General features: G+C 73.6%; 19 protein-coding genes and 1 riboswitch. Of the genes, 13 read left to right on the top strand and 6 right to left on the bottom strand.

What is annotated here, in order from left to right; translation table 11 throughout:
- Window positions 1–388 precede the first annotated feature (388 nt).
- Complete coding sequence (locus ABZW10_RS37275) at window positions 389–1174, bottom strand: hypothetical protein (RefSeq protein WP_355375691.1); 786 nt, start codon at window positions 1172–1174, stop codon at window positions 389–391.
- Window positions 1175–1461: 287 nt separating this feature from the next.
- On the opposite strand from ABZW10_RS37275, the gene ABZW10_RS37270 reads away from it, so the two are divergent.
- On the top strand, window positions 1462–1863 hold the full coding sequence (locus ABZW10_RS37270; protein ID WP_355375688.1) for a beta/gamma crystallin domain-containing protein: 402 nt from the start codon (window positions 1462–1464) through the stop codon (window positions 1861–1863).
- A gap of 96 nt (window positions 1864–1959) precedes the next feature.
- Here the strand turns inward: ABZW10_RS37270 and ABZW10_RS37265 are convergent, their stop codons facing one another.
- The gene (locus ABZW10_RS37265; protein ID WP_355375685.1) at window positions 1960–3276 is read right to left on the bottom strand and encodes a nucleotide sugar dehydrogenase; all 1317 of its coding nucleotides are present in this window, start codon (window positions 3274–3276) and stop codon (window positions 1960–1962) included.
- A 639-nt stretch (window positions 3277–3915) separates the two neighbouring features.
- Between ABZW10_RS37265 and mfd the strand changes: the two genes are divergently transcribed.
- The gene (gene mfd / locus ABZW10_RS37260; protein WP_355375682.1) at window positions 3916–7545 is read left to right on the top strand and encodes a transcription-repair coupling factor; all 3630 of its coding nucleotides are present in this window, start codon (window positions 3916–3918) and stop codon (window positions 7543–7545) included.
- Between the two features lie 140 nt (window positions 7546–7685).
- Here the strand turns inward: mfd and ABZW10_RS37255 are convergent, their stop codons facing one another.
- Window positions 7686–8333, bottom strand: coding sequence for a DUF4352 domain-containing protein (locus ABZW10_RS37255; protein ID WP_355375680.1), 648 nt, complete (start codon window positions 8331–8333; stop codon window positions 7686–7688).
- A gap of 232 nt (window positions 8334–8565) precedes the next feature.
- Here ABZW10_RS37255 and ABZW10_RS37250 point away from each other — a divergent pair, with 232 nt between their 5' ends.
- The 4 genes from ABZW10_RS37250 (at window position 8566) to ABZW10_RS37235 (ending at window position 14425) form a co-directional block, all read left to right on the top strand.
- Window positions 8566–10716 (top strand): N-6 DNA methylase, encoded by a 2151-nt coding sequence (locus ABZW10_RS37250; RefSeq protein WP_355375677.1) that lies wholly within the window; start codon window positions 8566–8568, stop codon window positions 10714–10716.
- 128 nt (window positions 10717–10844) lie between these two features.
- Window positions 10845–11639, top strand: coding sequence for a hypothetical protein (locus tag ABZW10_RS37245; protein WP_355375675.1), 795 nt, complete (start codon window positions 10845–10847; stop codon window positions 11637–11639).
- Window positions 11636–13276, top strand: coding sequence for a serine/threonine-protein kinase (locus ABZW10_RS37240; RefSeq protein ID WP_355375673.1), 1641 nt, complete (start codon window positions 11636–11638; stop codon window positions 13274–13276). Before ABZW10_RS37245 ends, ABZW10_RS37240 begins: the two co-directional genes overlap by 4 nt.
- Before the next feature lie 111 nt (window positions 13277–13387).
- Window positions 13388–14425, top strand: coding sequence for a MazG family protein (locus ABZW10_RS37235; RefSeq protein WP_355375671.1), 1038 nt, complete (start codon window positions 13388–13390; stop codon window positions 14423–14425).
- Between the two features lie 54 nt (window positions 14426–14479).
- Here ABZW10_RS37235 and ABZW10_RS37230 read toward each other — a convergent pair whose 3' ends face one another.
- Window positions 14480–14905: an SDR family NAD(P)-dependent oxidoreductase gene (locus ABZW10_RS37230; RefSeq protein WP_355375668.1), complete on the bottom strand. Its 426-nt coding sequence runs from the start codon at window positions 14903–14905 to the stop codon at window positions 14480–14482.
- Between the two features lie 208 nt (window positions 14906–15113).
- Between ABZW10_RS37230 and ABZW10_RS37225 the strand changes: the two genes are divergently transcribed.
- The 7 genes from ABZW10_RS37225 (at window position 15114) to ABZW10_RS37195 (ending at window position 23302) form a co-directional block, all read left to right on the top strand.
- On the top strand, window positions 15114–16400 hold the full coding sequence (locus ABZW10_RS37225) for a cytochrome P450 (protein ID WP_355375665.1): 1287 nt from the start codon (window positions 15114–15116) through the stop codon (window positions 16398–16400).
- Window positions 16401–16636: 236 nt separating this feature from the next.
- Window positions 16637–16780, top strand: a riboswitch (cyclic di-AMP (ydaO/yuaA leader).
- 5 nt (window positions 16781–16785) lie between these two features.
- Complete coding sequence (locus ABZW10_RS37220) at window positions 16786–17718, top strand: transglycosylase family protein (RefSeq protein WP_355375663.1); 933 nt, start codon at window positions 16786–16788, stop codon at window positions 17716–17718.
- Window positions 17719–17963: 245 nt separating this feature from the next.
- The gene (gene eno / locus ABZW10_RS37215; protein WP_355375661.1) at window positions 17964–19250 is read left to right on the top strand and encodes a phosphopyruvate hydratase; all 1287 of its coding nucleotides are present in this window, start codon (window positions 17964–17966) and stop codon (window positions 19248–19250) included.
- Window positions 19251–19400: 150 nt separating this feature from the next.
- On the top strand, window positions 19401–19913 hold the full coding sequence (locus ABZW10_RS37210) for a septum formation initiator family protein (RefSeq protein ID WP_355375658.1): 513 nt from the start codon (window positions 19401–19403) through the stop codon (window positions 19911–19913).
- Entirely contained in the window at window positions 19903–20565 is a 663-nt protein-coding gene (locus tag ABZW10_RS37205; RefSeq protein ID WP_355375655.1) for a DUF501 domain-containing protein, read from the top strand. The genes ABZW10_RS37210 and ABZW10_RS37205 overlap by 11 nt, the downstream gene beginning before the upstream one ends.
- Window positions 20562–21503 carry a Ppx/GppA phosphatase family protein gene (locus tag ABZW10_RS37200; protein WP_355375653.1) on the top strand — a complete coding sequence of 314 codons (942 nt, stop codon included), beginning with the start codon at window positions 20562–20564 and terminating at the stop codon, window positions 21501–21503. The genes ABZW10_RS37205 and ABZW10_RS37200 overlap by 4 nt, the downstream gene beginning before the upstream one ends.
- 428 nt (window positions 21504–21931) lie before the next feature.
- Entirely contained in the window at window positions 21932–23302 is a 1371-nt protein-coding gene (locus ABZW10_RS37195; RefSeq protein ID WP_355375650.1) for an NAD(P)/FAD-dependent oxidoreductase, read from the top strand.
- 187 nt (window positions 23303–23489) lie between these two features.
- Here the strand turns inward: ABZW10_RS37195 and ABZW10_RS37190 are convergent, their stop codons facing one another.
- Entirely contained in the window at window positions 23490–26048 is a 2559-nt protein-coding gene (locus tag ABZW10_RS37190; protein WP_355375647.1) for an FtsX-like permease family protein, read from the bottom strand.
- Between the two features lie 54 nt (window positions 26049–26102).
- On the bottom strand, window positions 26103–26630 hold a 528-nt coding region (locus ABZW10_RS37185; RefSeq protein WP_355375645.1), incomplete at its 5' end, for an ABC transporter ATP-binding protein.

The raw sequence follows: 26630 nt of genomic DNA, 5'->3' as shown, positions 1-26630 counted from the left end.
GCCCGAGCAGCGGAACGGCCCGGGGGGGGGGGGGCGGGAAGGGGTTTCCAAACGGCCGCGCCCCCCCGGGTGTGGTGGTGCGGGCCGCCCCACCCCGGCGGGGGGGCGGGCAGACGGGCCCGCCCGGGGGCCGCCGCCCCCGCCCCCCCCCCCGGCGGCGCCGACGGACGCCGGGGAGGGCCCGGCCGCCCCGGCCGAGCGGCCGGCCGAGGAGGAGACCCGGATCATCCCGAAGATCGTGATCATCGACGACGGCAGTGACTACGCCACCCCGAACACGGTCGGCTACCACCGCCGCTGATCCGTTCCGCGGCCCGTCGGGCCCCGGGTGCCCTCCGGCGCCCGGGGCCCGGCCCGTTCGCGACGCGTCCGTCCGGCGCCCCGGGGCTCATGGGGTGGGCCCGGCGTCCCCTTCGGCGAGCAGCCGGGTGAGCTTGGCGTCCTGGGCCCGGACGGCCTCGCGGTGGGCGTTCAGGGCCGGGCCGTTGCGGTCGATCTGCTGGCGCTGGTAGCCCGCCAGGACGGTGAACCAGATCCCGGCCAGGTTGCTGTCGGCGGTGCAGTCGGCGTCGGCCCGGGCGGCGGCCAGTTCGGCCGGGGTGGTCTCCGCCGCGGTGCGGAACTGGTCCGGGAAGGTCGCCGGGTCGTCGGTCCGGAAGCCCGCGGCCGTCATGCAGGCGGCCCACCGCGCGGTCGCCGCCGTGACCCGTCCGTCCCGCCCGGTGGCGGCCATGGAGTCGGCGAAGAGCCGTCCGATGAGGTCGGCCCCCGGCCCGGGCGGCGAGCCGATCCGTTCGGCGGCCTGCCGGTCGCAGTCGACCCGGGCGGCGTCGTAGGCCTCGCCGGCCCCGGCCGCCGGTCCGGTCACGACGGCGGGGAGGTTCCGCCGGGGCGCGTGGAAGCCCTGGGTGCCCGCGGCCTGCGCGCCGAGGTACCCCCAGGCGCCGGCCGGGAGGGCGGTGGCGTTGTCCGGTGGCCGGGCCTCCTGGAGACCGTCGCCGCCGAAGCCGGTGTAACCGGCCCGGCGCATGCACGAGACGACCAGCGCATTGCGGACCCGAACCTCCTTGACGGAGGCTTCGTCGTCGGCCTGATAAGCGGAAAGCGGAAGTCCGGTCATTCCGGCCCGGCCGGATTCCGGGGCTTTCGGGGCGTCGATCACCGGCGGGGTCATGGCGGAATCCGCGGAACCTCCTCCGGAGGGTCCGGCGCAGGCTGCGAGAAAGGCCGATAAAAGGACCGCCGTGGCGGTGGCGGTGAATCGTCCGAAATGTGGCGGGCGGGCCAAGTGGAAGCTCCGATCCTCAGGAACGGCAGGACTGTTCGGACCCTAGCGCATGCCTGTGCGGAGCGGCCTGTCGGGCCTCGGGGCCGTGCGGCTTGGCCGGAAAAGAACTGTTCGGTCGTGCGGCGTCATGTCAGCCTCTGGAGTCGCAGCCGCTACCCCTTCGGAGGGTTCTCATGATTCGCCGCACAAATCTTTCGGAACGTTCTTCCGGGCATCGCTCCGGAAATGTCCTGAGCCGCCGGATCGGCGCACTCGCCGTGCTCACCGCGGCGGCCGCGACGTTGCTGCCGGCCGCGAATGCCGAGGCCATCAACCGGATCGACTGCGGGAACCGCAACGATTTCGCGAAGGTCTACAACTACGGTTACGGCAGCTCGCTCTGTTTCGCGAACGACGGGTGGATGGCGGTGCGCATCTACAACGTCGACCGGATCGACGCCGGGAACAACAAGGTCATCACGTACCTGGGCAGCGGCATGGGCTCGTGGACCGTCTTCACCTGGGAGCAGTACGACTTCAACGGCCACGTGGGCCACGAGGTGACGATGTACGACATCAACCTCTCCCGCTGGTAGCGGCCGGGGGACGGGCCCCGCGGGGCCGCGCGGGGGAGGAGGCCCGCTGACCCGCGGTGCCGGGCGGGTGCGGTCGCCCGGCACCGTTCCGACGGGTCAGAGCACCTCGACCGCGGCCCCCGGGGCCAGCCGGCGCCGGCAGTCCAGCACGTACCGGGAATGGGCGGTGACCGCCCCGTAGTCGAAGTCGTCGTGGTCGGCGAGCAGCACCACCGCGTCCGCCGCCGCCAGCTCCTCCGGGCTCGCCTCCACCCGGCGGACCGCGCCGAACGGGTCCCCGTGCGGGTCGTGCTCGGCGGCGCGCTGGCCGGGGATCACCGGCTCGGGCACGTGCACCCCGACCACCACGTGCGGATCGGCGGCCCGGACCTCGGCGCCCATCCGGACCAGCAGCTCGGCGACCCGGGCGGCCGGCGTCTCCCGGGCGTCGCCGGTGTTCTTCTTGTACGCCAGCCCGAGCAGCAGTATCCGCGAGCCCTTGACCGAGCGCTGCCGCTCGTTCAACGCCTCGGCGAGCCGGCGCACCACGTAGTCGGGCATGTGGCTGTTGACGTCGTTGGCCAGCTCGACGAACCGGAACGACTGGCCGAGCGCCCGCTCGACCCGCCAGGACAGGTAGGACGGGTCGATCGGCAGGCAGTGCCCGCCCACCCCCGGGCCGGGGGTGAACCGCAGATAGCCGAACGGCTTGGTGGAGGCCGCGTCGATGGCCTCCCAGACGTCGATGCCGAGGTCGTGCGCGAACATCGCCAGCTCGTTGACCAGCGCGATGTTCACGTGCCGGAAGGTGTTCTCCAGCAGCTTGGTGAGCTCGGCCTCCTTGCAGGAGGAGACCGGGACGGTCCGCTCGACCAGCCCGCCGTAGAAGCCCTCCACCGCCGCCAGCGACGCCGGGTCGATCCCGGAGACCACCTTCGGGGTGTTCTCCAGCCGCCAGGTCGGGTTGCCCGGGTCGATCCGCTCGGGGCTGTAGCCGAGGTGGAAGTCCCGCCCGGCGGTCAGCCCGGACCCCTGCTCCAGCAGCGGCGCGAGCAGTTCCTCGGTGGTGCCCGGGTACGTGGTCGACTCCAGGACGACGCCCGCCCCGGGCCGCAGGTGCTGGGCGAGCAGGGCGGCCGAGGCCTCGATGAACGACAGGTCGGGCACGCCGTCGCGCAGCGGCGTCGGCACGGTGATCACCGCGATGTCGAACCCCGCCACGTCGGACGGCTCGGCGGACGGCAGGTAGCTCCCGTTCTCCAGCAGCGGCCGCAGCCGCTCGGCCGGGATGTCCTCGACGTACGACTCGCCGACGGCCAGCCGTTTGATCCGGCGCTCGTCCACGTCGTAGCCGACCACCCGGTGCCCCACCTCGGCCGCGCGGACCGCGAGCGGCAGCCCCACGTAGCCCTGGCCTGCGATGACAACGCGCATGACGAAGAACCCCCTCCATCGCGACGCCCCCTGGCCCCTCCGGGCGTCCCCCACACGGTCTTCACATCAGGGTAGGGAGCGGGGCCTGCCCGCGCGGGTTTTCCCGGGATTGCGCCGCGAGGGGCCGGGGAAGGGCCGGGGAGGGCGGCGGAGAGTCCGGACGTCGGCCGGGAAAGAGACTGAGGCCGAGACCCGTGGCGTCCTCCAGGAAAGGACGCCACGGTTCCCGGCGCGTGGGCGGGCGCCCCCACCCAGGGCCGCCCGGCCTCGCACCCCCGACCCCCATCGGGTGTGCGACCGTGCCTTCCGCAGCCATCCCCCACGGTTGGGTGCGGCGGGCACATTCACCATGGTGCGCGATCTCCATGGACGGGCAGTGACAGGAGTATGTCCAGTTCGTGGCAGAACGCGACGGTCGGGAAACGGTCCGGCGAAACGGGTGGAGCGGCAGGCCGCGGCCGGTGGTTCGCCTGCGCCTGACCGCACCCCGCCCCGCCCCGGCCGTGTGCCGGGTGCGCGTCAGCCCCGCGGCGTACCCTGGAGACCCCCGGCCGCTCGGCGTGCCGGGCCGTTCGCGTTGCCCGGACGGGCCCCCGGCCCCAGGGCAGCACCAGCCACGGGACGAAGAAGAGACTCCAGATGAGCCTGACCGGACTGCTCGATGTCGTCGCGCGGGACGCGGCCCTCGCCGAGGCGATCGAGGCCGCGACCGCCACCGGTGCCGCGGCCGGCGGCCGCCGGCACCTCGACCTGGTCGGGCCGCCCGCCGCCCGGCCGTTCGCGATCGCCGCGCTGGCCCGTGCGCTCGCCGGGCAGGCTGCCGGGGAGCGGGGCCGCCCGGTGCTGGCCGTCACCGCCACCGGCCGGGAGGCCGAGGACCTCGCCGCCTCGCTCCGTTCGCTGCTGCCGCCGGACGCGGTCGCCGAGTTCCCGGCCTGGGAGACGCTGCCGCACGAGCGGCTCTCGCCGCGCTCCGACACGGTCGGCCGCCGGCTCGCCGTGCTGCGGCGGATCGTCCACCCGCGTGCCGACGACGCCGCGGCCGGGCCGGTGCAGGTGATCGTGGCGCCGGTGCGCTCGGTGCTCCAGCCGCAGGTGAAGGGGCTGGCCGAGCTGGAGCCGGTGGCCGTCCAGCGGGGCGAGTCGCACGACCTGGAGGAGATCGCCCGCAAGCTTGCCGCAGCCGCCTATTCGCGGGTCGAACTGGTCGAGAAGCGCGGCGAGTTCGCGGTGCGCGGCGGCATCCTGGATGTCTTCCCGCCGACCGAGGAGCACCCGCTGCGGGTGGAGTTCTGGGGCGACGACGTCGAGGAGATCCGGTACTTCAAGGTGGCCGACCAGCGCTCGCTGGAGATCGCCGAGCACGGTCTGTGGGCACCGCCCTGTCGTGAGCTGCTGCTGACCGACGAGGTGCGGGCCCGGGCCGCCGAGCTGGCCGCCGAGCACCCGGGGCTGGCCGAGATCCTGGACAAGATCGCCGAGGGCATCGCGGTCGAGGGCATGGAGTCGCTGGCGCCCGTCCTGGTCGACGACATGGAGCTGCTGCTGGACGTGCTGCCGCTCGGCTCGGTCGCCGTGGTCTGCGATCCCGAGCGGGTCCGCACCCGGGCCGCCGACCTGGTGGCGACCAGCCAGGAGTTCCTGCACGCCTCCTGGGTGGCGGCCGCGGCCGGCGGCGACCGGCCGATCGACCTGGAGGCGATCGACGTCTCGGCCGCCTCGCTGCGCTCGCTCGCCGAGGTGCGCGAGCACGCCGCCGAGATCGGCCTGCCGTGGTGGTCGGTCAGCCCGTTCGCGACCAGCGACGCCGCGGTCCACGAGGTGCTGGAGTTCGACGCCAACACGCTGACCCTCGGCATGCACGCGGTCGAGGCGTACCGGGGCGACACCGCGCGGGCGATCGCCGACGCCAAGGAGCGGCTGGCCGCCGACTGGCGGGTCGTCATGGTCACCGAGGGACACGGCCCGGCCTCGCGCCTCGCCGAGGTGCTCGGCAACGAGGGCATCCCGGCCCGGCTGGTCGCGGACCTGTCCGAGGCGCCGACCCGGGACGTCGTGCACGTCTCCTGCGGCTCGATCGAGCACGGCTTCGTCGACGAGGCGCTCAAGCTGACCGTGATCACCGAGACCGACCTGTCCGGCCAGAAGTCCTCCACCAAGGACATGCGGCGGATGCCGTCCCGGCGCCGCAACGCGATCGACCCGCTGGCGCTGGCGGCCGGCGACTACGTGGTGCACGAGGCGCACGGCGTCGGCCGGTACGTGGAGATGGTGCAGCGCACCGTGCAGGGCGCCACCCGCGAGTACCTGGTGCTGGAGTACGCGCCGGCCAAGCGCGGGCACCCCGGCGACCGGCTGTTCGTGCCGACCGACCAGCTCGACCAGGTCACCAAGTACGTCGGCGGGGAGGCCCCGACGCTGCACCGGCTCGGCGGCGCGGACTGGGCGAAGACCAAGCAGCGGGCCAAGAAGGCGGTCAAGGAGATCGCCGCCGACCTCATCAAGCTGTACTCGGCCCGGATGGCCGCGCCGGGCCACACCTTCGGCCCGGACACCCCGTGGCAGCGCGAGCTGGAGGACGCCTTCCCCTACGCGGAGACGCCGGACCAGCTGACCACCATCGCCGAGGTCAAGTCGGACATGGAGAAGTCCGTCCCGATGGACCGGCTGATCTGCGGCGACGTCGGCTACGGCAAGACCGAGATCGCGGTGCGCGCGGCCTTCAAGGCGGTGCAGGACGGCAAGCAGGTGGCGGTGCTGGTGCCGACCACGCTGCTGGTGCAGCAGCACTTCTCGACCTTCGCCGAGCGGTACGCCAACTTCCCGGTGAACGTGCGGGCGCTGTCCCGGTTCCAGACCGACAGTGAGGCCAAGGCCGTGCTGGAGGGGCTGTTCGAGGGGTCGGTGGACGTCGTCATCGGCACCCACCGGCTGTTCTCCTCGGAGACCCGCTTCAAGGACCTCGGGCTGGTCATCGTCGACGAGGAGCAGCGCTTCGGCGTCGAGCACAAGGAGCAGCTGAAGAAGCTGCGGGCCAACGTGGACGTGCTCACCATGTCCGCGACCCCGATCCCGCGCACCCTGGAGATGGCCGTCACCGGCATCCGCGAGATGTCCACCATCACCACCCCGCCGGAGGAACGGCACCCGGTGCTGACCTTCGTCGGACCGTACGACGAGAAGCAGATCTCGGCGGCGATCCGGCGTGAACTCCTGCGCGAGGGCCAGGTGTTCTACATCCACAACCGGGTCGAGTCGATCGACAAGGCGGCCGCCCGGCTGAAGGACCTGGTGCCCGAGGCGCGGATCGCCACCGCGCACGGGCAGATGGGCGAGACCCAGCTGGAGAAGGTGGTCGTCGACTTCTGGGAGAAGGAGTTCGACGTCCTGGTGTCGACCACGATCGTGGAGTCCGGCATCGACATCTCCAACGCCAACACGCTCATCGTCGAGCGCGGCGACACCTTCGGCCTCTCCCAGCTGCACCAGCTGCGCGGCCGGGTGGGCCGGGGGCGGGAGCGCGGGTACGCGTACATGCTGTACCCGCCGGAGAAGCCGCTGACCGAGACGGCCCACGAGCGGCTGGCCACCATCGCCCAGCACACCGAGATGGGCGCCGGCATGTACGTGGCGATGAAGGACCTGGAGATCCGCGGGGCGGGCAACCTGCTCGGCGGCGAGCAGTCCGGGCACATCGCGGGCGTCGGCTTCGACCTCTACATGCGGATGGTCGGCGAGGCGGTGGCCGAGTTCCGGGAGTCGCTGGCGGGCGGCGGCGAGCCGGAGGAGGAGCCGCTGGAGGTGAAGATCGAGCTGCCGGTCGACGCCCATGTGCCGCACGACTACGCGCCGGGGGAGCGGCTGCGCCTCCAGGCCTACCGCTCGATCGCGGCGGTCAACTCGGAGGAGGACATCACCCAGGTCCGGGACGAGCTGGTCGACCGGTACGGCAAGCTGCCCGAGCCGGTGGAGAACCTGCTGCTGGTGGCCGCGCTGCGGCTGTACGCGCGGCGGTGCGGCATCGCGGACATCACGCTGCAGGGCTCCAACGTCCGGTTCGGGCCGGTCGAGCTGCGGGAGTCGCAGCAACTGCGGCTGAACCGGCTCTACCCGCGCAGCCAGGTGAAGGCGGCGACCCAGCAGCTGCTGGTGCCGAGGCCGTCCACCGGGCGGATCGGGGGCAAGCCGCTGGTCGGGCGGGAGCTGCTGGCGTGGTGCCGGGAGTTCCTGTCGACGATGTTCGACGACCTGGCGGGGGCCAAGAAGTAGCGGGCCCCTGGGCAGGGGGCGGGGCGGGAGGTGCGGCGGTTCCGGGCGATGCGCCCGGGACCGCCGTTGTCGTCGGTGGGCCGGTGGGCCGGTGGGCCGGTGGGCCGGGTCGGCGGGCGTGCGGGCCGTGAACAGAGCCGTCAGCCGATCTTCCACTGGCCGACCTGGTCGGCGAAGCCGTTGTCCAGGGCGAACTGGACCTTGTCGAGCTTGGTGCCGTCGGGGACCTCGAAGACCACGAAGCCCTTGCCCGAGTCGCCGGCGGCGATGTTGGTCGGGGTCTGGAAGGACGGGCCGGCCTTGGTCTCGGCGAACGTCGGGCCGTACGCCTGGCCCTGGTCGTCGATCAGCTTGGCGCTGCTCCACGGCGCCTCGCCGTACGCCTTGGAGCCGGTCGCCTTGATCTGGAACTGCACGGCGACGTAGTGCTTTCCGGCCGCCGCGGTGAGGTACTCGTTGCTGCTCGCGGCGGGGTCGACCACCTTCAGCGCGCTGACGTCGGCGGTGTTGCCCTTCTCCAGGGTGCCCTTCAGGGCGATGGTGTCGCCGACCTTGGCCGGGGCCTTGGCCGCCTCGGCGGGCTTGCTCTCGGCCGGCTTGCTCTCGGCGGGCTTGGCCGGGGTGCCGCCGCCGGTGGCCGCCGGGGCCGGGGCGGCGGCGGTCTGCTTGGCCTCGGTGGAGACGGAGGTGCCGCCGGTGGAGTCGCAGGCCGTCGCGGTGAGGGCGACGAGCGCGGCGCCGGCCAGCAGGACGGCGGTGCGGCGGGTGCGGCGGGTGGTGGCGGACATGGCTGTCTCCTTGGTCTCTGCGAACTCGCGGTTCCCGGTGCCGACCTGGCGTGCTGTCGACAGGAGAGATCACACCATGCGCTGTGAACCGAGTCAACAGGCATTCATGAAACCTCTCCGTTCACGTGTGAACGGATCGACGGAAGGTGCTGGCTATGCTGTGTGGTCACACCGATGCCGCCGCCGCGTCGTCCCGCCGTCGTCGCCCGCTGCCGCCGCCGAAGGAGCACCCATGCCGGACCGTCCCGAGGTGACCGCCGTCGAGATCGCCCGTCTCGCCGGGGTGGGCCGCGCCGCCGTCAGCAACTGGCGCCGCCGCCACCCCGACTTCCCCCGCCCGGTCGGCGGCACCGACAGCAGCCCGACCTTCGCGCTCACCGACGTCGAGTCCTGGCTCCGGGCCCAGGGCAAGATCGCCGAACTGCCGCTGCTCGAACGGGTCTGGCGGCTCGTCGAGACCCTGCGCGACCCGGGCGGCCACCCGGCCGCCCCGCTGGTCCTGGCCGGCTCCGTCCTGCTGCTGCACCACCGAGCGCCGGAGCGCTGGGGCGCGCTCGCCGACCAGCCGGACACCAGGCTCGCCACCGGTCTGCCGCGCGCCCTCGCCGACACCGCCCGCGCCGCGCTCGGCCCCGACGGCGCCGCCGGCCTGCGGCAGCCCGGCCTGCTCGGCTCCACCGAACTGGACCTCGCCCGCCTGCTCGCCGAACTCGCCGCCGCGGCCGGCCCGGCCGGCGCCTTCGAACAGCTCCTCACCCGCTACGCCGAGGCCAACACCCGCCAGCTCAGCCCCACCCCGCCGGAGGCCGCCGAACTGCTCGCCGCCGTCGCGGGCGTCCCCGCCACCGTGCTCGACCCCGCCGCCGGCCTCGGAGCGCTGCTGCTCGCCCTGCCGCCCACCACCGACCGCTACGGCCAGGACGTTGACCCGGTCACCGCCGCGCTCGCCGGGCTCCGGCTCGCGCTGCGCACACCCGCCGCCGACCCCGCCCCGCTCCCGGTCGAGCTCCGCCCCGGCGACGCCCTGCGCGCCGACGCCTACACCGGCCACACCTTCGACGCGGTGCTCTGCCAGCCCCCCTACAACGAGCGGGACTGGGGCCACGACGAGTTGCAGTTCGACCGGCGCTGGCCCGGCGGTCTCGTCCCGCCGCGCGGCGAGTCCGAACTCGCCTGGGTGCTGCACTGCCTCGCCCACACCCGCCCCGGCGGGCTCGCGGCCCTGCTGCTCCCGCCGACCGTCGCCGCCCGCCGGGCCGGCCGCCGGGTCCGCGCCGAACTGCTGCGCTCCGGCGCGCTGCGCGCCGTCGTCGCGCTCCCCGCCGGCGCCGCGCCCCCGTACGGGGTGCCGCTCCACCTCTGGGTGCTGCGCGCCCCCCGCCCCGGCGACGACTTCCGCCAGGTCCTGATGCTGGACGCGGCCTCCGCCTCACCCGGCTCGGCCGCGGGCGCCGAGGGCGGCCGCGACAAGGTCCGCTGGCCCGAGCTGCGCCGCACCGTCCTGGACGCCTGGCGGGCCTTCGACCTCGCCGCCCGCGAGGGCCTGCCGCTGCCCGCGGACCGCCCCGGCCGGCACCGGACCGTGGCGGCGATCGACCTGCTCGACGACGAGACCGACCTCTCGCCCGCCCGCCACGTCCCGCCGGCCGCCCCGCCCGGCGGCGCCGCCGGGCTCTCCCACCTCGGCGGCCGGCTGGCCGAGCTGCTGGCCGGCCTCGCCGACCCCGCGGCACTGCTGCCCGAGCCGACCGGCGAAGCGGGCGGCGGCGCGAGCAGCGGTGGCGGCGCGGTCGTCACGCTGGGCGAACTGGTCCGTTCCGGGCTGCTGGAGGTGCACTCCTCCGGGGCCGGCGCGCCCTCCCGCCCGGCCGACGCCGACCCGGGCGGCACCCCGGTCCTCACCGAGCAGGACCTGCTCACCGGCAGCGCCCCCGGCGCCGTCCTGGACCGGACCGCCGAAGCCGCCGACGCCGTCCCGCTGACCCGCCCCGGCGACGTCCTCGTCCCCGCCCTCGGCGGCGGCACCGCCCGCGTCGTCGGCCCGGACGGCCCGCCCGCCGGAGCCGCCCTCGGCCGCCAGCTCCACCTGCTGCGCCCGGACCCGGCCGCGCTCGACCCGGAGTTCCTGGCCGGCCACCTGCGCTCCACGGCCGCCGCCCGCAGGGCCGCCAGCCACGCCTCCACCACCACCCGCCTGGACATCCGCCGGGTCGAGCTGCCGCGTCTGCCGGTCGCCGAACAGCGCGGGCTGGGCGCGGCCTTCGCCCGGCTCGCCGCCTTCGACACCGCCCTGCAGCGCGCCGCCACCCTGGGCCGCACCCTCACCCAGGCCGCCACCGACGCCCTCGCCGCCGGCACCGCCGCGCCCCCGTCGGCACCCTGACGCCCGCCCCGGAGGCCGGTCCGGTCGACGTCCCGCGCCGGGGTCGCCCGACAGGCCCGGGCGGTACGGTGTGCGGGACCGATTCGGTGATCGGGACCGCCGTCGTCCTCACCCGCTCAGGAGCGCGCATGTCAGGGCAGTACCCCGGGCAGTTCGGCCCACCGCCCGGTGGCGCGCCGGCCGGCGGCATACCCGGCACCGGACCGCAGGCCTACGCCCCGACCGTCGCCGTCCCGCCGCAGGGCCGTGGCCGCAAGCCCGGGCCGTACGGCGTGCTCGGCCGGATCCTGGTGGTCCTCGCGCCGGTGCTCTCCTTCGGTCTGCTCGGCATGGTCCCCTCGCTGCTGCTGGCGATCCGTCGCCGCCGGTGGTACGACGTCCTGGGCGCGGTGGTCTACGCCGGGCTCTTCCTCACCTTCTTCATCTCCGCAGGGGTCGCCGGAAGCTACCCCAAGGGCGACGCCCCGACCGCCGACACGGTCGGCACCACGATGATGCTGCTGCTGGCGTTCACCCCGCCGGTGCACTTCCTGCTGATGGACCGCCGGGCGGTCTGGTCGGCGGCCCGGCCCGGCCGGCAGCCCGTTCCGGCCGGCTCCTACGCGCCGCCCGCCGGGTACGGCTACCCGGCGCCCGCCGCCCCCGTCCAGCCGTACCCGGTCGCCCGGCCGTACCCGCAGCCCGCGCAGCCCTACCCCGCCGCCCAGCCGTACGGGAGCGCCGCCCCGTACCCGCAGACGGCCCGGCCCTACCCGGCCGCAGACTCCCACCCGTCGGCCATCTCGCACCCGCCGGTCCGCGCCGCGGGTCCCGGCCCCGCCGCTCCCGTCGCTCCCGTCGCTCCCGCCGGCCCCGCCACCTCCGACGAGCTGCGCGAACTCGGTGAGCTGCTGCGCCGTCAGGCCCGCGAGGACCGCCCGTGACCGCCGCCCGGGTGATCGGCGGCCGCTACCACCTCACCGAGAAGATCGGCCACGGCGGCATGGGCCAGGTCTGGGCCGGCCGCGACGAGCGGCTCGCCCGCCCGGTCGCGGTCAAGCTGCTGCGCACCGACCACCTGCTCGCCGCCACCGGCGCCACCGGCCCCGCCCGCGCCGGACACCTCGGCCCCGGCGACGAACTGCGCCACCGCTTCCTGCGCGAGTGCCGCACCACCGCCGCCCTCGACCACCCGGGCCTGGTCACCGTCTTCGACGCGGGCGAGGACGGCGGCGAGCTGTACCTCGTCATGCAGCGCGTGCCCGGCGTCAGCCTGGCCGACCTCATCGCCGAGGACGCGCCGTTCCCGGTCGAGCGCGCCGTCTCGGTGGCCGCCCAGCTGTGCGCCGCACTGGCCGCCGTCCACGCCGTGCCGGTCGTCCACCGGGACCTCAAGCCCAGCAACGTGATGGTCCGTGAGGACGGCCGGACCGTGCTGCTCGACCTCGGCATCGCCACCGCGATCGATCCGACGGCCACCCGCCTCACCCTCACCGGCGTCCCGATCGGCAGCCCCTCCTACATGGCGCCGGAACAGGCCCTGTCCGCCACCGTCGACCCGCGCAGCGACCTCTACGCGCTCGGCTGCCTGCTGCACGAGATGCTGGCCGGCGAAGGGCCGTTCCGCGCCCCCACCGCCCTGGGCCTGCTGCGTCGGCACGTCGACGACCCGCCGGTGCCGCTGCGCGAGCTGCGCCCGGACGTGCCGGCCCCGCTGGAGCGGCTGGTCCTCGACCTGCTCGCCAAGCGGCCGGAGGACCGCCCGGCCGACGCGCAGGCGGTGTACGAGCGGCTGCTTCCGCTGCTGCCCGCCGCCCTCGCGGTGCCGCAGCCCCGGTACGGGTCGCTGCCCGACCCGGCCCGCCCGTACCGGCACCCGCTCCAGCCGCAGCCCCGGCCGGCGGGCGCCGCACCGGCGGCGTCGGCCCGGGTGGCGCCGCCGTTCCTGATGGCCGCGGTGCCGAACCCGCCCGCCGCCGCGCCGCCTCCCGCGGTGCCCGTCGCGGCGGGGGAGGACTTCGCGGCGGCCTGTGCCCGGCTCTCCGACCTGGTCGACGCGGGCCGACGGGCCGAGGTGCTCGACCTCGCCGCCCGGCTGCTGGCCCGCGGCCGGTCCGAACTCGGCGACGGGGCGGCGATGGTCCGCACCGTCCGCACCATCTACGCCCGCACGCTGCTCCAGGAACGGCGCCACCACGAGGCCCTGCCGGAGTACCGGCTGCTCGCGGCCACCGCCGAGGGCGGGCCGCACGGGCGGCGGGCGCTGGAACCGCGCTACCGGGCCGCCGAGTGCCTCGAACAGCTGGGGCGGGGCGCGGAGGCGCTCGCCGAGTTCCAGTCCCTGCACGCGGTGTGGCCGGAGAGCGAACCGGAGCGGCTGCTGGACCTCCGGGAGCGGATCGGCGTGCTGCTGGCCTCGCTCGGCGAGACGGAGGCGGCCTGGTCGTGGCTGCTCCAGCTGCTCTTCGACCGCGAACGCCGCGAGGGGCCCCACCACCCGGCCGTCCGCCGTCTGCGCCGGACCCTCGACACCCTCCAGCCCCACCGCACCGCCGCCACCCCCTGGCCCCCGCAGGGCTGACCGGGGGCGAGCGAAGGGCGGGGCCGCACGGGCGGGGCACGCGCCGGGCAGGCCGCGGCGGGCGCACAAACCGGGGGGCGGGGCCGCGGGCCGGGCGGGTAGGTTCGGGGTGTGACGACGAATCCCCCGGGTGCGAAGCTGATCCTCCTCATCACCACCCACCGGGTGGCCCCCGGTCTGCTCTCCTGGCCCGCCTGGGAGGCGCTGCGGTCGGCCGGCCGGGTGCTCGCCGCCGACCCCGACCACCCGCAGCTGCCCGCTGTGACGCAGGCCGGCGTCGAGGTCCGGATCGTGACCCCCGGCTCCGCCCCCGCGCTGGCCCGGCTGCTCACCGGGGCCCCGGCCGAGCTGCCCGCCACCGCCGGCCCGACGGTCTGGCTGGGCAGCCCGGACGGCGACCCCGGGCTGACCGACGCGCTGGCCCGCCTCGCCGTCGAGCACGCCGGCGAGGTGCCGGAGATCGAGGTGCTGCCCGGCTCCTACGACCTGCCGGGCGCGCGGCTGCTGGACCTGGTCTCCGTGATGGACCGGCTCCGCTCGCCGGGCGGCTGCCCGTGGGACGCCGAGCAGACCCACGCCAGCCTGGTGAAGTACCTGGTCGAGGAGGCCTACGAGCTGGTCGAGGCGATCGAGGAGGGGGACCGCGACATGCTCCGCGAGGAGCTGGGCGACGTCCTGCTCCAGGTCTTCTTCCACTCCCGGATCGCCGAGGAGCACCCCACCGGCGCCTTCTCGATCGACGACGTGGCGGGCGACATCGTCGACAAGCTGATGTACCGCCACCCGCACGTGTTCGGCGACGCCGAGGCGAGCGGTCCGGCCGAGGTGGAGGCCAGCTGGGAGGCGCTCAAGGCGGCCGAGAAGTCGGAGCGCGAATCGGTGCTGGACGGCGTGCCGGCCGGGCTGCCCTCGCTCGCGTACGCGGCGAAGCTGGTGTCCCGGGTGCGCCGGGCCGGATTCGCGGGCGTGCCGGACGAGCCCTACGAGCTGCCCGCCGACCTCACGGCGGAGTCGGCGGGCCGGCTGCTGCTCGCGGTGGCGCAGCGCGCGCACGACGCCGGGGTCGACGTCGACGCCGCCCTGCGGGCCGCGGCCCGCGGCTACCGGGACGCGGTGCGCGCCGCCGAGGGCCTGAAGCCGGAGGAGTAGCGGTCACGCCCCCGGGCGCCCCACCCCGAACGGCCCCACCCGGACGGCGGCGCCTCAGACGGCGGCGACGTCCTCCACCGGACGGCGCTGCGCCGGGACGACGACCTCGCCGATCGCCTCGCCGACCAGGGCGACGAGTTCGGCGAGCCGCTCCAGGTCGAGGTGGTCGGGCAGGTCGGAGAGGGAGACGATCCGCTCGCCGTCCGGCCCGGCCACGCAGAACAGGTCGATCGGGCCCAGGTGCTTCTCGGCGGTGTCGACCAGCGCGGCGACGTCACTGGGGCGGCGGACGTCGCCGCAGACGCCGACGACCGGGCAGCCCGGCCGGTCGAGCTCGGTGGCGAGGTCCTCGGCGACCCCGGCCTGCTGGTCGGCGATCAGCACGCCGGCGGCGCCCGCCGCGGTGAAGCGGCGGGCGAGGTCCGCCCCCGACCCGCCGGCGAGGACGGTGATCACGACGACCGAACCGGTGACCCGCATGGCCTTGCTCCTCCCTGTGGGCGGCTCCGCACCGTCGCCCACGGACATCTTGCGGAGGATCGTAGGCAGGTCCTGACCCTCCGCAACAGGAATTACCCCTCAGGTGACCAGGCTCACGCCTGCCACGCGGAAGGGCTTCGCCCGGTGCCCCGAGAGCCCGTGTGCACGCCGTGCGGTCACCGGGACACGCCCGGGATACCGTCGACCCATGCCAGCTCAGCCCGCCTCCGCCCGTCCGCCCCTGTTCACCTGGGAGTTCGCCGCCGATCCGTACCCCGCGTACGCGTGGCTGCGCGAGCACGAGCCGGTGCACCGGACCACCCTGCCGAGCGGGGTCGAGGCGTGGCTGGTCACGCGGTACGCGGACGCCCGGCAGGCGCTCGCGGACAGCCGGCTCTCCAAGAACCCGGTGCACCACAGCGAGCAGGCCCACCGCACCGGCCGGGTCGGCATCCCGGGCGAGCGCCAGGCCGATCTGATGACGCACCTGCTGAACATCGACCCGCCGGACCACACCCGGCTGCGCCGGCTGGTGTCCAAGGCGTTCACGCCGCGCCGGGTGGCGGCCTTCGAGCCGCGGGTGCAGCAGCTGACCGACCGGCTGATCGACGGCTTCGCGGCGCGCGGCTCGGCCGACCTCATCCACGAGTTCGCCTTCCCGCTCCCCATCTACGCGATCTGCGACCTGCTCGGGGTGCCGGCCGAGGACCAGGACGACTTCCGGGACTGGGCCGGGATGATGATCCGTCACGGCGGCGGCCGGCGCGGCGGGGTGGGGCGCGCGGTGAAGCGGATGCGGGCGTACCTGGCCGAGCTGATCCACCGCAAGCGGGCCGACCTCGGCGACGACCTGATCTCGGGGCTGATCCGGGCCAGCGACCACGGCGAGCACCTGACCGAGAACGAGGCGGCGGCGATGGCCTTCATCCTCCTGTTCGCCGGTTTCGAGACGACGGTCAACCTGATCGGCAACGGCGTGTACGCGCTGCTGCGCAACCCGGGCCAGCGGGCCCTGCTCCAGGAGTCCGTCGGGCGTGGCGAGAGCGCGCTGCTGGAGACCGGGATCGAGGAACTCCTGCGCTACGACGGGCCGGTGGAGCTGGCCACCTGGCGGTTCGCGACCAGTCCGCTGACCATCGGCGGGGTGGCGATCCCGGTCGGCGACCCGGTGCTGGTGGTGCTCGCGGCGGCGGACCGGGACCCGGCGCGGTTCGCCCACGAGAACACCCTGGACCTGGCCCGCGCGGACAACCCGCACCTGGGTTTCGGGCACGGCATCCACTACTGCATCGGCGCGCCGCTGGCGCGGCTGGAGGGGCGGGCCGCGCTGGCCACCCTGCTGACCCGGCTGCCGGACCTGCGGCTGGCCGCCGACCCCGACGACCTGCGCTGGCGCGGCGGTCTGATCATGCGTGGACTCCGTGAGCTTCCGGTGGAATTCACGCCGGAGAAAGCGCAGCTCGGAGCGGTTCCGGAGGCCGGTTCGGGGAGCTGACGAACCGGCACAACCGGCTGATGGGGACTCTCCGTTGCCCACTTTCAGGGGGTCTGAACCATCCTCAATCCGGACATACCGCCTCGGTTGGTAGGCAATCAATCACATGACGTGATGTTGATGTGATATCTGCGATATGAGCTTGTGATTGCTCTGAAGATCTGTCTACTCTCCGTGGAGTTCGCAGCTGCGAGCCCCGTGCGCGGAACGCCGAGTCCTGCCCGCCGCACCACGGGAAACCGATCAGAACCCTGGGCAGGGGCGGGGGACCCAGGTTTTGCGCCGTCTCCCACGGCTAGGGGTGAAGCCGCCTCCGCGCGGCCGGGCCACCTCCCGGTCCGAACCCGACAGCTCACCTCGCAGGCGTGCGGAGAGGGACCTCTTCATGCTGTTCGTTGGAACCGGTCGTCACCGTCGCCGTACCCAGGCCGAGAAGGCCATCGCCGTCGCCGGTGTCGCCGGCGTCGGGCTGGCGATGCCCATCCTGAGCGCCACCGGCGCCTCCGCCGCCCCGGCCTCCACCTGGGACGCGGTCGCCCAGTGCGAGAGCGGCGGCAACTGGAGCATCAACACCGGCAACGGCTTCTACGGCGGCCTCCAGTTCACCTCCAGCACCTGGAAGGCGTACGGCGGCACCGCCTACGCGCCGCAGGCCAACCAGGCCTCGAAGGGGCAGCAGATCTCGGTCGCCGAGAAGGTCCTCGCCTCGCAGGGCCCGGGCGCCTGGCCGGTCTGCTCCCAGAAGGCGGGCCTGACCAAGGGCGGCGCCCCGGCGGCGGTCGACACCTCGACGGACGCCAAGCCGGCCGCCCCGAAGCCGCAGGCCCAGCAGCAGACCCCGAAGCCCGCCGCCCCGAAGCCGGCCGCCACGCCGCAGGCCCAGCCGCAGCAGCAGGCCGCCAAGCCGCAGGCCCGCCAGTACGCGCCGCAGAGCGCCCAGCAGACCCAGCAGGCCCCGCAGCAGACCCAGCAGCAGGCCCCGCAGGCGCCGGCCTTCTCCGGCAAGGCCGGCTGGGACGCCGACGCCAAGGTGTACTGGTACCAGAACAACGGCGCCTGGTACTGGACCAGCCACCAGAGCGTCTACCAGCAGTACGCCGGCCAGCCGGCCGCCCAGCCCGTCCAGAGCGCCCCCGCCGCGCAGCAGCAGCAGTCGGCCGGCCAGGGCTACACCGTCCGGTCCGGCGACACGCTCGCCGGGATCGCCACCACCCAGGGCGTCTCCGGCGGCTGGCAGGCGCTGTACGACGGCAACCGCGGCACCGTCGGCGGCGACCCGAACCTGATCGTCCCGGGCCAGGTCCTGACCCTCGGCTGACGGCCGGTCCGATCCCGCGGACGGACGGAGGGGGCCGATCGGTCCCCTTCGTCCGCATCCGGGCCCCGCAGGTCGGGCAACCAGGTGAACTACCGGTGGGTAGCACGGCCACACGCTGAGACGGAACCGAGGTCGACGTGGCCCGGACAGCCCGTGCGGTTAGGCTCTGGTCGTAACGACTCCGCAATCGTCCGGCCGACTGCACCCCACCGTCAGCCGAACCTGCTTCCGCTAGGAGATGCCTCGTGCCGTCCATCGATGTCGTCGTCGCTCGTGAGATTCTCGACTCGCGCGGCAACCCCACGGTCGAGGTCGAGGTCGGCCTCGACGACGGCAGCACCGGCCGTGCCGCCGTCCCGTCGGGTGCTTCCACCGGTGCCTTCGAGGCGCTGGAGCTCCGCGACGGTGACAAGAACCGCTACTTCGGCAAGGGCGTGGAGAAGGCCGTCCTGGCCGTCATCGAGCAGATCGGCCCCGAGCTGGTCGGCTACGACGCCACCGAGCAGCGCCTGATCGACCAGGCCATGCTCGACCTGGACGCCACCCCGGACAAGTCCTCGCTCGGCGCCAACGCCATCCTGGGCGTCTCGCTGGCCGTCGCGCACGCCGCCTCCGAGGCCAGCGACCTGCCGCTGTTCCGCTACCTGGGCGGCCCGAACGCGCACGTCCTGCCGGTCCCGATGATGAACATCCTCAACGGCGGCTCGCACGCGGACTCCAACGTCGACATCCAGGAGTTCATGATCGCCCCGATCGGCGCGGAGTCCTTCTCCGAGGCCGTCCGCTGGGGCGTCGAGGTCTACCACACCCTCAAGGGCGTGCTGAAGGAGCGCGGTCTGTCGACCGGCCTGGGCGACGAGGGCGGCTTCGCCCCGAACCTGGACTCCAACCGCGAGGCCCTGGACCTCATCGTCGAGGCCATCCAGAAGGCCGGCTACGTGCCGGGCAAGGACGTCGCGCTGGCCCTGGACGTCGCCTCCTCCGAGTTCTACGAGGACGGCGCCTACCAGTTCGAGGGCAAGGGGCTCTCCTCCGCCGAGCTCATCGAGTACTACGCCGGCCTGGTCGCCGCCTACCCGCTGGTCTCCATTGAGGACCCGCTGGACGAGTCGGACTGGGACGGCTGGAAGGCCATGACCGAGAAGCTGGGCGACAAGGTCCAGCTGGTCGGCGACGACCTGTTCGTCACCAACCCGGCCCGTCTGGCCCGCGGCATCGAGACCGGCACCGCCAACGCGCTGCTGGTGAAGGTCAACCAGATCGGCTCGCTGACCGAGACCCTGGACGCCGTCGAGCTGGCCCAGCGCAACGGCTACCGCTGCATGATGTCGCACCGCTCCGGCGAGACCGAGGACGTCACCATCGCCGACCTGGCCGTCGCCACCAACTGCGGCCAGATCAAGACCGGCGCCCCGGCCCGCTCCGAGCGCGTCGCCAAGTACAACCAGCTGCTGCGCATCGAGGAGATCCTCGACGACGCCGCCGAGTACGCCGGCCGCGGCGCGTTCCCGCGGTTCAAGCACGAGGGCTGAGCCCGACCTGCGGCGCCCGGCCGGTATCGCCGGGACGCCAGGTAGCGCACGCCTGACCGGTGCCCCGCCGTTCACCCCGTAGGGTGGACGGCGGGGCACCGTCGCGACCAGGAGGGGACACCGCAGATGGCAGGCTGGAGGATCCCGGGCTTGGCGGCCCGGCCTCGGTTCACGAGCCGGGCGACCGTCCTCGTCCTGGTGCTCTGCTCCCTGGTGGCGATCCTCGCTTACCCGACCCGGCAGTTCATCTCGCAGCGTTCGGAGATCTCGGCGCAGCGCGCCCGGGCTGAGCACGCCCGGCAGCAGGTCGAGCAGCTGCGCCGGGAGAAGGCCCGCTGGCAGGACCCGGAGTACGTCAAGGCGCAGGCCCGCACCCGGCTGCACTACGCGATGCCGGGGGAGACCCCGTACATCGCGGTGGACCCGGCGGCCCAGGACGCGGCGAAGTCCGCGCTGGGCGCTCCGGCGCCCGCGGCGGGCCCGGCGGCCGGTCCGGCCGAGGCGGCCCGGCCCTGGTACGCCAGCGTCTGGGACTCCGTGGACGCCGCCGCCGCACCCCTGGCCGCTCCCGCGCCGGTGACCCCCGCCACCCCGGGGCAGCCCGCCCCTCCCTCACCACCCGCCCCCGCCCCCGCTGGAGACAGCTCCTCCCATGACCACTGAGAACCACCCCACCGTCTCCGACGAGGACGTCGCGGCGATCGCCGCGCAGCTCGGCCGGGTCCCGCGCGGCCTGCGCGGCGTGGCCCACCGCTGCCCGTGCGGCAACCCGGACGTCGTGGAGACGGCCCCCCGACTGCCGGACGGCACGCCGTTCCCGACGCTGTACTACCTGACCTGCCCCAAGGCCGCCTCGCTGATCGGCACCCTGGAGGCGGACGGCGTGATGAAGGAGCAGAGCGCCCGGCTCGCCGAGGACCCCGAGCTGGCCGCGGCGTACCAGAAGGCGCACGAGGACTACATCGCCCGCCGGGACGCCATCGAGGTGCTGGAGGGCTTCCCGAGCGCCGGCGGCATGCCGGACCGGGTCAAGTGCCTGCACGTGCTGGTCGGCCACTCGCTGGCGGCCGGCGAGGGCGTCAACCCGCTCGGTGACGAGGCGCTCGGCATGCTGGAGGACTGGTGGGCCAAGGGCCCCTGCGTCTCCGCCGCCGAGGTCGCCGAGGCCGGCGAGCGGGTGGCCCGCAACCGGGCCAAGGAGCAGGACCACGCGGCCGTGATCGCGGCCAAGGAGCAGAAGACCGCCGATCGCGCCGCCAAGCGGGCCGCGCAGGAGTCGGACGAGGCGGACGAGGCGGGGGAGGCCGGCGCATGAGTACCACCCGGGTGGCGGCGATCGACTGCGGGACCAACTCGATCCGGCTGCTGGTCGCCGACCTGGACCCGCGGACCGGGGAGATCACCGACCTCGACCGGCGGATGATCATCAACCGGCTGGGCCAGGGCGTGGACCGCACCGGGCGACTGCACCCGGACGCGCTGGAGCGCACCTTCGCCGCCTGCCGGGAGTACGCCGAGGTGATCTCCGGCTTCGGGGTGGGCCCCGAGCGGATCCGCTTCGTCGCCACCAGCGCCTCCCGGGACGCCGAGAACAGCGCCGAGTACGTCGACGGCGTGCGGGCGGCCCTGGGCGTGGAGCCCGAGGTGGTGAGCGGGGAGGAGGAGGCGCACCTGTCCTTCACCGGCGCCACCAAGGAGCTCACCGGGGGTCAGTTCCCGGCCCCCTACCTGGTCTTCGACCTGGGCGGCGGCTCGACCGAGTTCGTGCTCGGGGCCGAGGACGTCCGGGCGGCGCGCTCGGTGGACATCGGCTGCGTCCGGCTGACCGAGCGGCACTTCGGCGGCGCCGAGCTGCCGTCGGACGAGCAGGTCGCCGAGGCCCGGGCGCACGTCCGGGCCGAGCTGGACCGGGCCGAGGAGGCCGTCCCGCTGACCGGCGCGGCCACCCTGGTCGGCCTGGCCGGCACGGTCACCACCATCTCGGCGATCGCCCAGGACCTGCCGCGGTACGACTCGGAGGCGATCCACCACTCCCGGATCTCCCGCGAGCGGGTCGCCGAGATCGCCGACCGGCTGCTGCACGCCACCCACGCGGAGCGGGCGGCGATCCCGTCGATGCACCCGGGCCGGGTGGACGTGATCGCGGCGGGCGCGCTGGAGCTGCTGGAGATCATGGAGCGCACCGGCGCCGCCGAGGTGGTCGTCAGCGAGCACGACATCCTGGACGGAATCGCCTGGAGTATCGCCCGCTGAGCAGTCGTGGGACTTACCGCCCCGGCCCCGGCAGCCCCCCCTGGGGCTCCGGGGCCGGGGCGCGCGCGGGGCGCCGCGGAATGTTCGTGAATTTCTTCACATGAGGATCCAGTCTTTCGGCGTGCCCGGCGGCCCGGTCCGTCCGATATGTGGGACCGAAGGCTCGCTGGGCGTGATGGCCGCTGGATCGCAGGTTCTGGGCCGCTGGAGGTTTGAAATTCGAAATCTCATGCGGGAACCGGGCTGTGCCATGGATCGTTGCTGCTCAGCGGGGCCGTCCGAACGGGCGTGCCCACCAGGGGGCCGCGTGGGCCGCCAGGGGGTGGGCGGGGAGCCGAAACGGGGGCGCGCAGTGTAGCAGAAGGTCCCCATAAGCTTGTGAGTGGGCTCACGAAGGCTGCTCCGAGCGGTGCTGGATACTTTCGGATATGAGCACCACGGAGCGTCCTCGCATCCTCATTGTCGGCGGTGGTTACGTCGGCCTGTATGCCGCGATGCGCATCCTCAAGAAGATGCGCTACGGCGAAGCGACCGTCACGGTCGTGGACCCGCGGTCGTACATGACGTACCTGCCCTTCCTCCCCGAGGCGGCCGGCGGCAACGTCGCGCCCCGTAACCTCGTCGCGCCCCTGCGCACCGCGCTGAAGAACGCGGAGGTGCTCACCGGTGCGGTCACCGGTGTGGACCACGAGCGCAAGATCGCCACGATCCAGCCCGCGGCCGGCGACTCGTACGAGCTGCCCTTCGACTACCTGGTCGTCGCGACCGGTTCGGTCTCCCGCACCTTCCCGATCCCGGGTCTGGCCGAGAACGGCATCGGCATGAAGACCGTGGAGGAGGCCATCGCCCTCCGCAACCACGTCATGGCGCAGCTGGACAAGGCCGAGTCCACCACGGACGAGGCGATCCGCCGCAAGGCGCTGACCTTCGTCATCATCGGCGGCGGCTTCGCCGGCGTCGAGACGATCGCCGAGATCGAGGACATGGCGCGCGACGCCTCCAAGATCTACAAGACCGTCAGCCGTGACGACATGCGCTTCGTCGTGGTCGAGGCCGCGAACCGGATCCTCCCCGAGATGGGCCCGGACCTCGGTCTGTGGACCAAGGAGAAGCTCGAGGAGCGCAACATCGAGGTCTACATCGAGACCTCGATGGACTCCTGCGTCGACGGCCACGTCGTGCTGAAGAACGGCATGGAGATGGACGCCTCCACCATCGTGTGGACGGCCGGTGTGAAGCCGAACCCGGTGCTGACCAAGTTCGGTCTGCCGCTGGGCCCGCGTGGCCACGTCGACACCGCGCCGACCCTCCAGGTCCAGGGCTTCGACTACGTCTGGGCCGCCGGCGACAACGCCCAGGTGCCGGACCTCGCCGCCGGCGAGGGCGCCTGGTGCCCGCCGAACGCGCAGCACGCCGTGCGCCAGGCCGCCGTCCTCGGTGACAACGTGATCTCCGGCATGCGCGGCTTCCCGCAGCAGGAGTACAAGCACAAGAACCTGGGTGCGGTCGCCGGTCTCGGCCTGCACAAGGGTGTCGCGATCCTCTTCGGCAAGTACAAGCTGAAGGGTCGTCCGGCCTGGTGGTTCCACCGCCTGTACCACGGCGCCATGGTCCCCACCTTCAACCGGAAGGTCCGGGTCTTCACCGACTGGACCCTCGCCATGTTCCTGAAGCGCGAGATGGTCGGCCTGTCGCAGATGGAGAACCCGTACCAGCCGATCCAGGAGGTCACGGCCCCCACCAAGCCCGCCGTCGAGGCCGCCAAGCCGGCCGCCGACAAGGAGCTCGCCAGCAAGTAAGCGACTGCGGACCCCGGTGTGGGAGCACCGGGGTATGAGTCGGAGGCCCTCCGCCCGGCAGTGCTGCCGGACCACGACCTCCGTGGTGCTCAGCCGGCTGTGCGAGTCGGGCGGAGTACAGAAGTGCGAAGAAGGCCCCTGCCGAAACCCTCCGGCAGGGGCCTTCTCGCGTACCGCCGTCCGGCGGTCAGTCGGTCTTGATGCTGTCCAGGATGTCCAGCCTGGAGGCCCGGCGGGCGGGCCAGAAGGCGGCCACCAGGCCGACCACGCCGGCCAGGGCCAGGAAGAGCAGCAGCTGGCCGTAGGGGACGACGGTGGCCATGTCCGGGAGGCTGGACTTCAGGGTGCCGTTGATCGCCCAGGCGGTGAAGCAGCCGAGCAGGACCCCGATGCCGGCGCCGAACACCGAGATCACCACGGACTCCAGACGGACCATCCGCTTGATGCCGGAGCGGTCCAGGCCGATCGCCCGCAGCATGCCGATCTCGCGCTTGCGCTCGAAGACCGACATCGCCAGGGTGTTGATCACACCGAGGATGGCGACGATCACCGACATCGCCAGCAGGCCGTACATCATGTTCAGCGCGAAGGTGATGGTCTGGCTGAAGCCGTCCCGGACCTCCTGGCGCGACTGCACCTCGATCACCGGGTTGGCGCCGGTGGCGTCCTTCAGCGCCTGCTTGAGCGCCTCGGTCTCCCCGCCGGTGCCCTTGACCAGGACCTGGTTCAGGTACGGCTGCTGGTCGTGCTTGAGGATCTCGCTGTTGGCCAGCACCGCGCCGCCGAGCATGCCGCCCTGCTTGTAGACGCCGCCGACGGTCAGGGAGCCCTTGGAGCCGTCGCCGTAGGTGACCTCGACGGCCGAGCCGGTGGTGGCGCCCAGCTTCTTCGCGAGGTCCTGGTCGACCAGCAGCTGCCCCTGGGCGGCGGCGGCCATCGAGCCGCTCGTCATGGTCACCTCGACCAGCTTGTCGAGGCTGTCCGCGTTCAGGCCGACGATGTCCCGCTTGGTGCCGTTGAGCTGCCAGGTGACGAGGGTCACCGGCGAGGAGGCGGCGACCCCGGGGGCCTTGGCGATCTCGGCCGGGACCTTGTCGGACAGGCTCATCCGGTTGGCGGCGGCCACCCGGAAGTCGGCCTTCATCGAGCTGGTGACGGCCCGGTCCACGGTGTCGGTGAGCGAGGATCCGATCACCGTCAGACCGCTGACCAGGGTCAGGCCGATGGTGAGCGCGGCGGCGGTGGCGGCGGTGCGGCGCGGGTTGCGCACCGCGTTCTGCCGGGCCAGCTTGCCGGGCGTGCCGAACAGCCTGCCGAGCACCGGGCCGACCAGCGCGATCACCGGACGGGAGAGCAGCGGCAGCAGGACGAAGACGCCCAGGACGGCGAGCAGCGCGCCGAAGGCGACCGGCATCCGGCCGTCGGCGTTGCCCTTCGAGGCGCCGAAGGCGACCAGGGCGATGCCCGCGGCGGCCAGCGCCGAGCCGATCGCGTTGCGGACCATCAGGGACTTGTGGCTGGTGGGCTGGTCGCCGCTGCTCATCGCGGCGACCGGGGCGATCCGCGCGGCGCGCACGGCCGGCAGCAGGGCGGAGAGCACCGTCACCAGGACGCCGACCAGCAGGGTGACCACCACGGTCAGCGGCTTGATCACCAGTGACCCGGTCGGCATGCCGTCGTCCAGCGAGGCGACCAGGGACTGCAGCCCGGCGCCGACGCCGACCCCGGCGACCAGGCCGGCCCCGGCCGAGATGACGCCGATGGCGAGCGCCTCGACCAGCACCGAGCCGGTCACCTGCTTGCGGCTGGCACCGATCGCCCGGAGCAGCGCCAGCTCCTTGGTGCGCTGGGCGATCAGCATGGTGAAGGTGTTGGCGATGATGAAGATGCCGACGAAGAGCGAGATCCCGGCGAACGCGAGCAGCATGGTGCGGATGTTCTCGGAGCTCTTGGTGATCAGCTGCTCGTCCTCCGCCTTCAGATCGGCGCCGGTGCGGACCTCGATCTGCTGCTCGGGGCGGAGCTTCTGGTTCACCTGGGAGAGCAGGGTGTCCTCGCTGGTGCCGGGCTTGGCGGCGAGCACGATGCTGCTGTAGCGGCCGGGCTCCAGCAGCAGTTGCTGGGCGGTGGCGCGGTCGAACAGGGTGAGCGAGCCGCCGCTGTTGACCACCGGGTCGTCGGTGGTGAACACGCCGGTGAGCTTCGCCTCCAGGACCGGGCCGTTGGAGCCGACCCGGACGGTGTCGCCGACCTTGTAGCCGCCCTTGTCGGCGGTCTTCCGGTCGAGGGCGATCTCCTTGCCGTTCTTCGGGCCCTGGCCCTCGGCCATCGGGTAGCGGGTGTCCTTGCCGTCCGGGCCGGGGGCGAAGTTGGCGCCCCGGGCCGTCCAGGCCTGGCCGATCAGATCGCCCTTCTTGTCCGCGACGCCGGTGAAGCCGCCGACCACGCCGCGGGCGCTCGCGGTGCCGGGCAGCGCGGTGAGCTGCTGGACGGTGGCGTCGGTCAGGGTGACCGGGCTCTTCTCGCTCTTGGACTCGGGGGAGGCGGTGGCGCCGGCGGCGGTGTCGACGACCTGGACCGCCACGTCCGAGTAGCTCGTGGAGTTGTTCTCCCGCATGGCCTTGCCGAAGGTGTCGGAGAAGACCATGGTGCCGGCCACGAAGGCGGTGCCCAGCATGACGGCCAGCGCCGTCATCAGCAGTCGGCCCTTGTGGGCCAGCACATTGCGCAGTGCGGTGCGATACATGGGGTGTCCTGGGGTCCTGGGGTCTGCGAAGGGGCGGGCGGCGGACGCGCGGCGTCAGCTGGTGCGGCCCTTGGCGTCGAAGCGGCGCATGCGGTCCAGGACGGCGTCGGCGGTCGGCTGGGCCAGTTCGTCGACGATGCGGCCGTCGGCGAGGAAGACGACGCGGTCGGCGTAGGAGGCGGCGACGGGGTCGTGGGTGACCATGACGACGGTCTGGCCGAGTTCGCGCACGGAGTTGCGCAGGAAGGAGAGGATCTCGGCGCCGGAGCGGGAGTCGAGGTTGCCGGTCGGTTCGTCGGCGAAGATGATGTCGGGCTTTCCGGCGAGGGCGCGGGCGCACGCGACGCGCTGCTGCTGGCCGCCGGAGAGCTGGCTGGGGCGGTGCGAGAGGCGGCCGGAGAGGCCGACGGTCTCCACCACCTTGTCCAGCCACTGCTTGTCGGCCTTGCGGCCGGCGATGTCCATCGGGAGGGTGATGTTCTCCAGGGCGGTGAGGGTGGGCAGCAGGTTGAAGGCCTGGAAGATGAAGCCGATGTGGTCGCGGCGCAGCTGGGTGAGCTGCTTGTCCTTGAGGCCGACGAG

The organism is Kitasatospora sp. NPDC004723, from assembly GCF_040609255.1.
Taxonomy (GTDB): domain Bacteria; phylum Actinomycetota; class Actinomycetes; order Streptomycetales; family Streptomycetaceae; genus Kitasatospora.
This window is presented reverse-complemented; position numbering and strand designations above follow the sequence as displayed.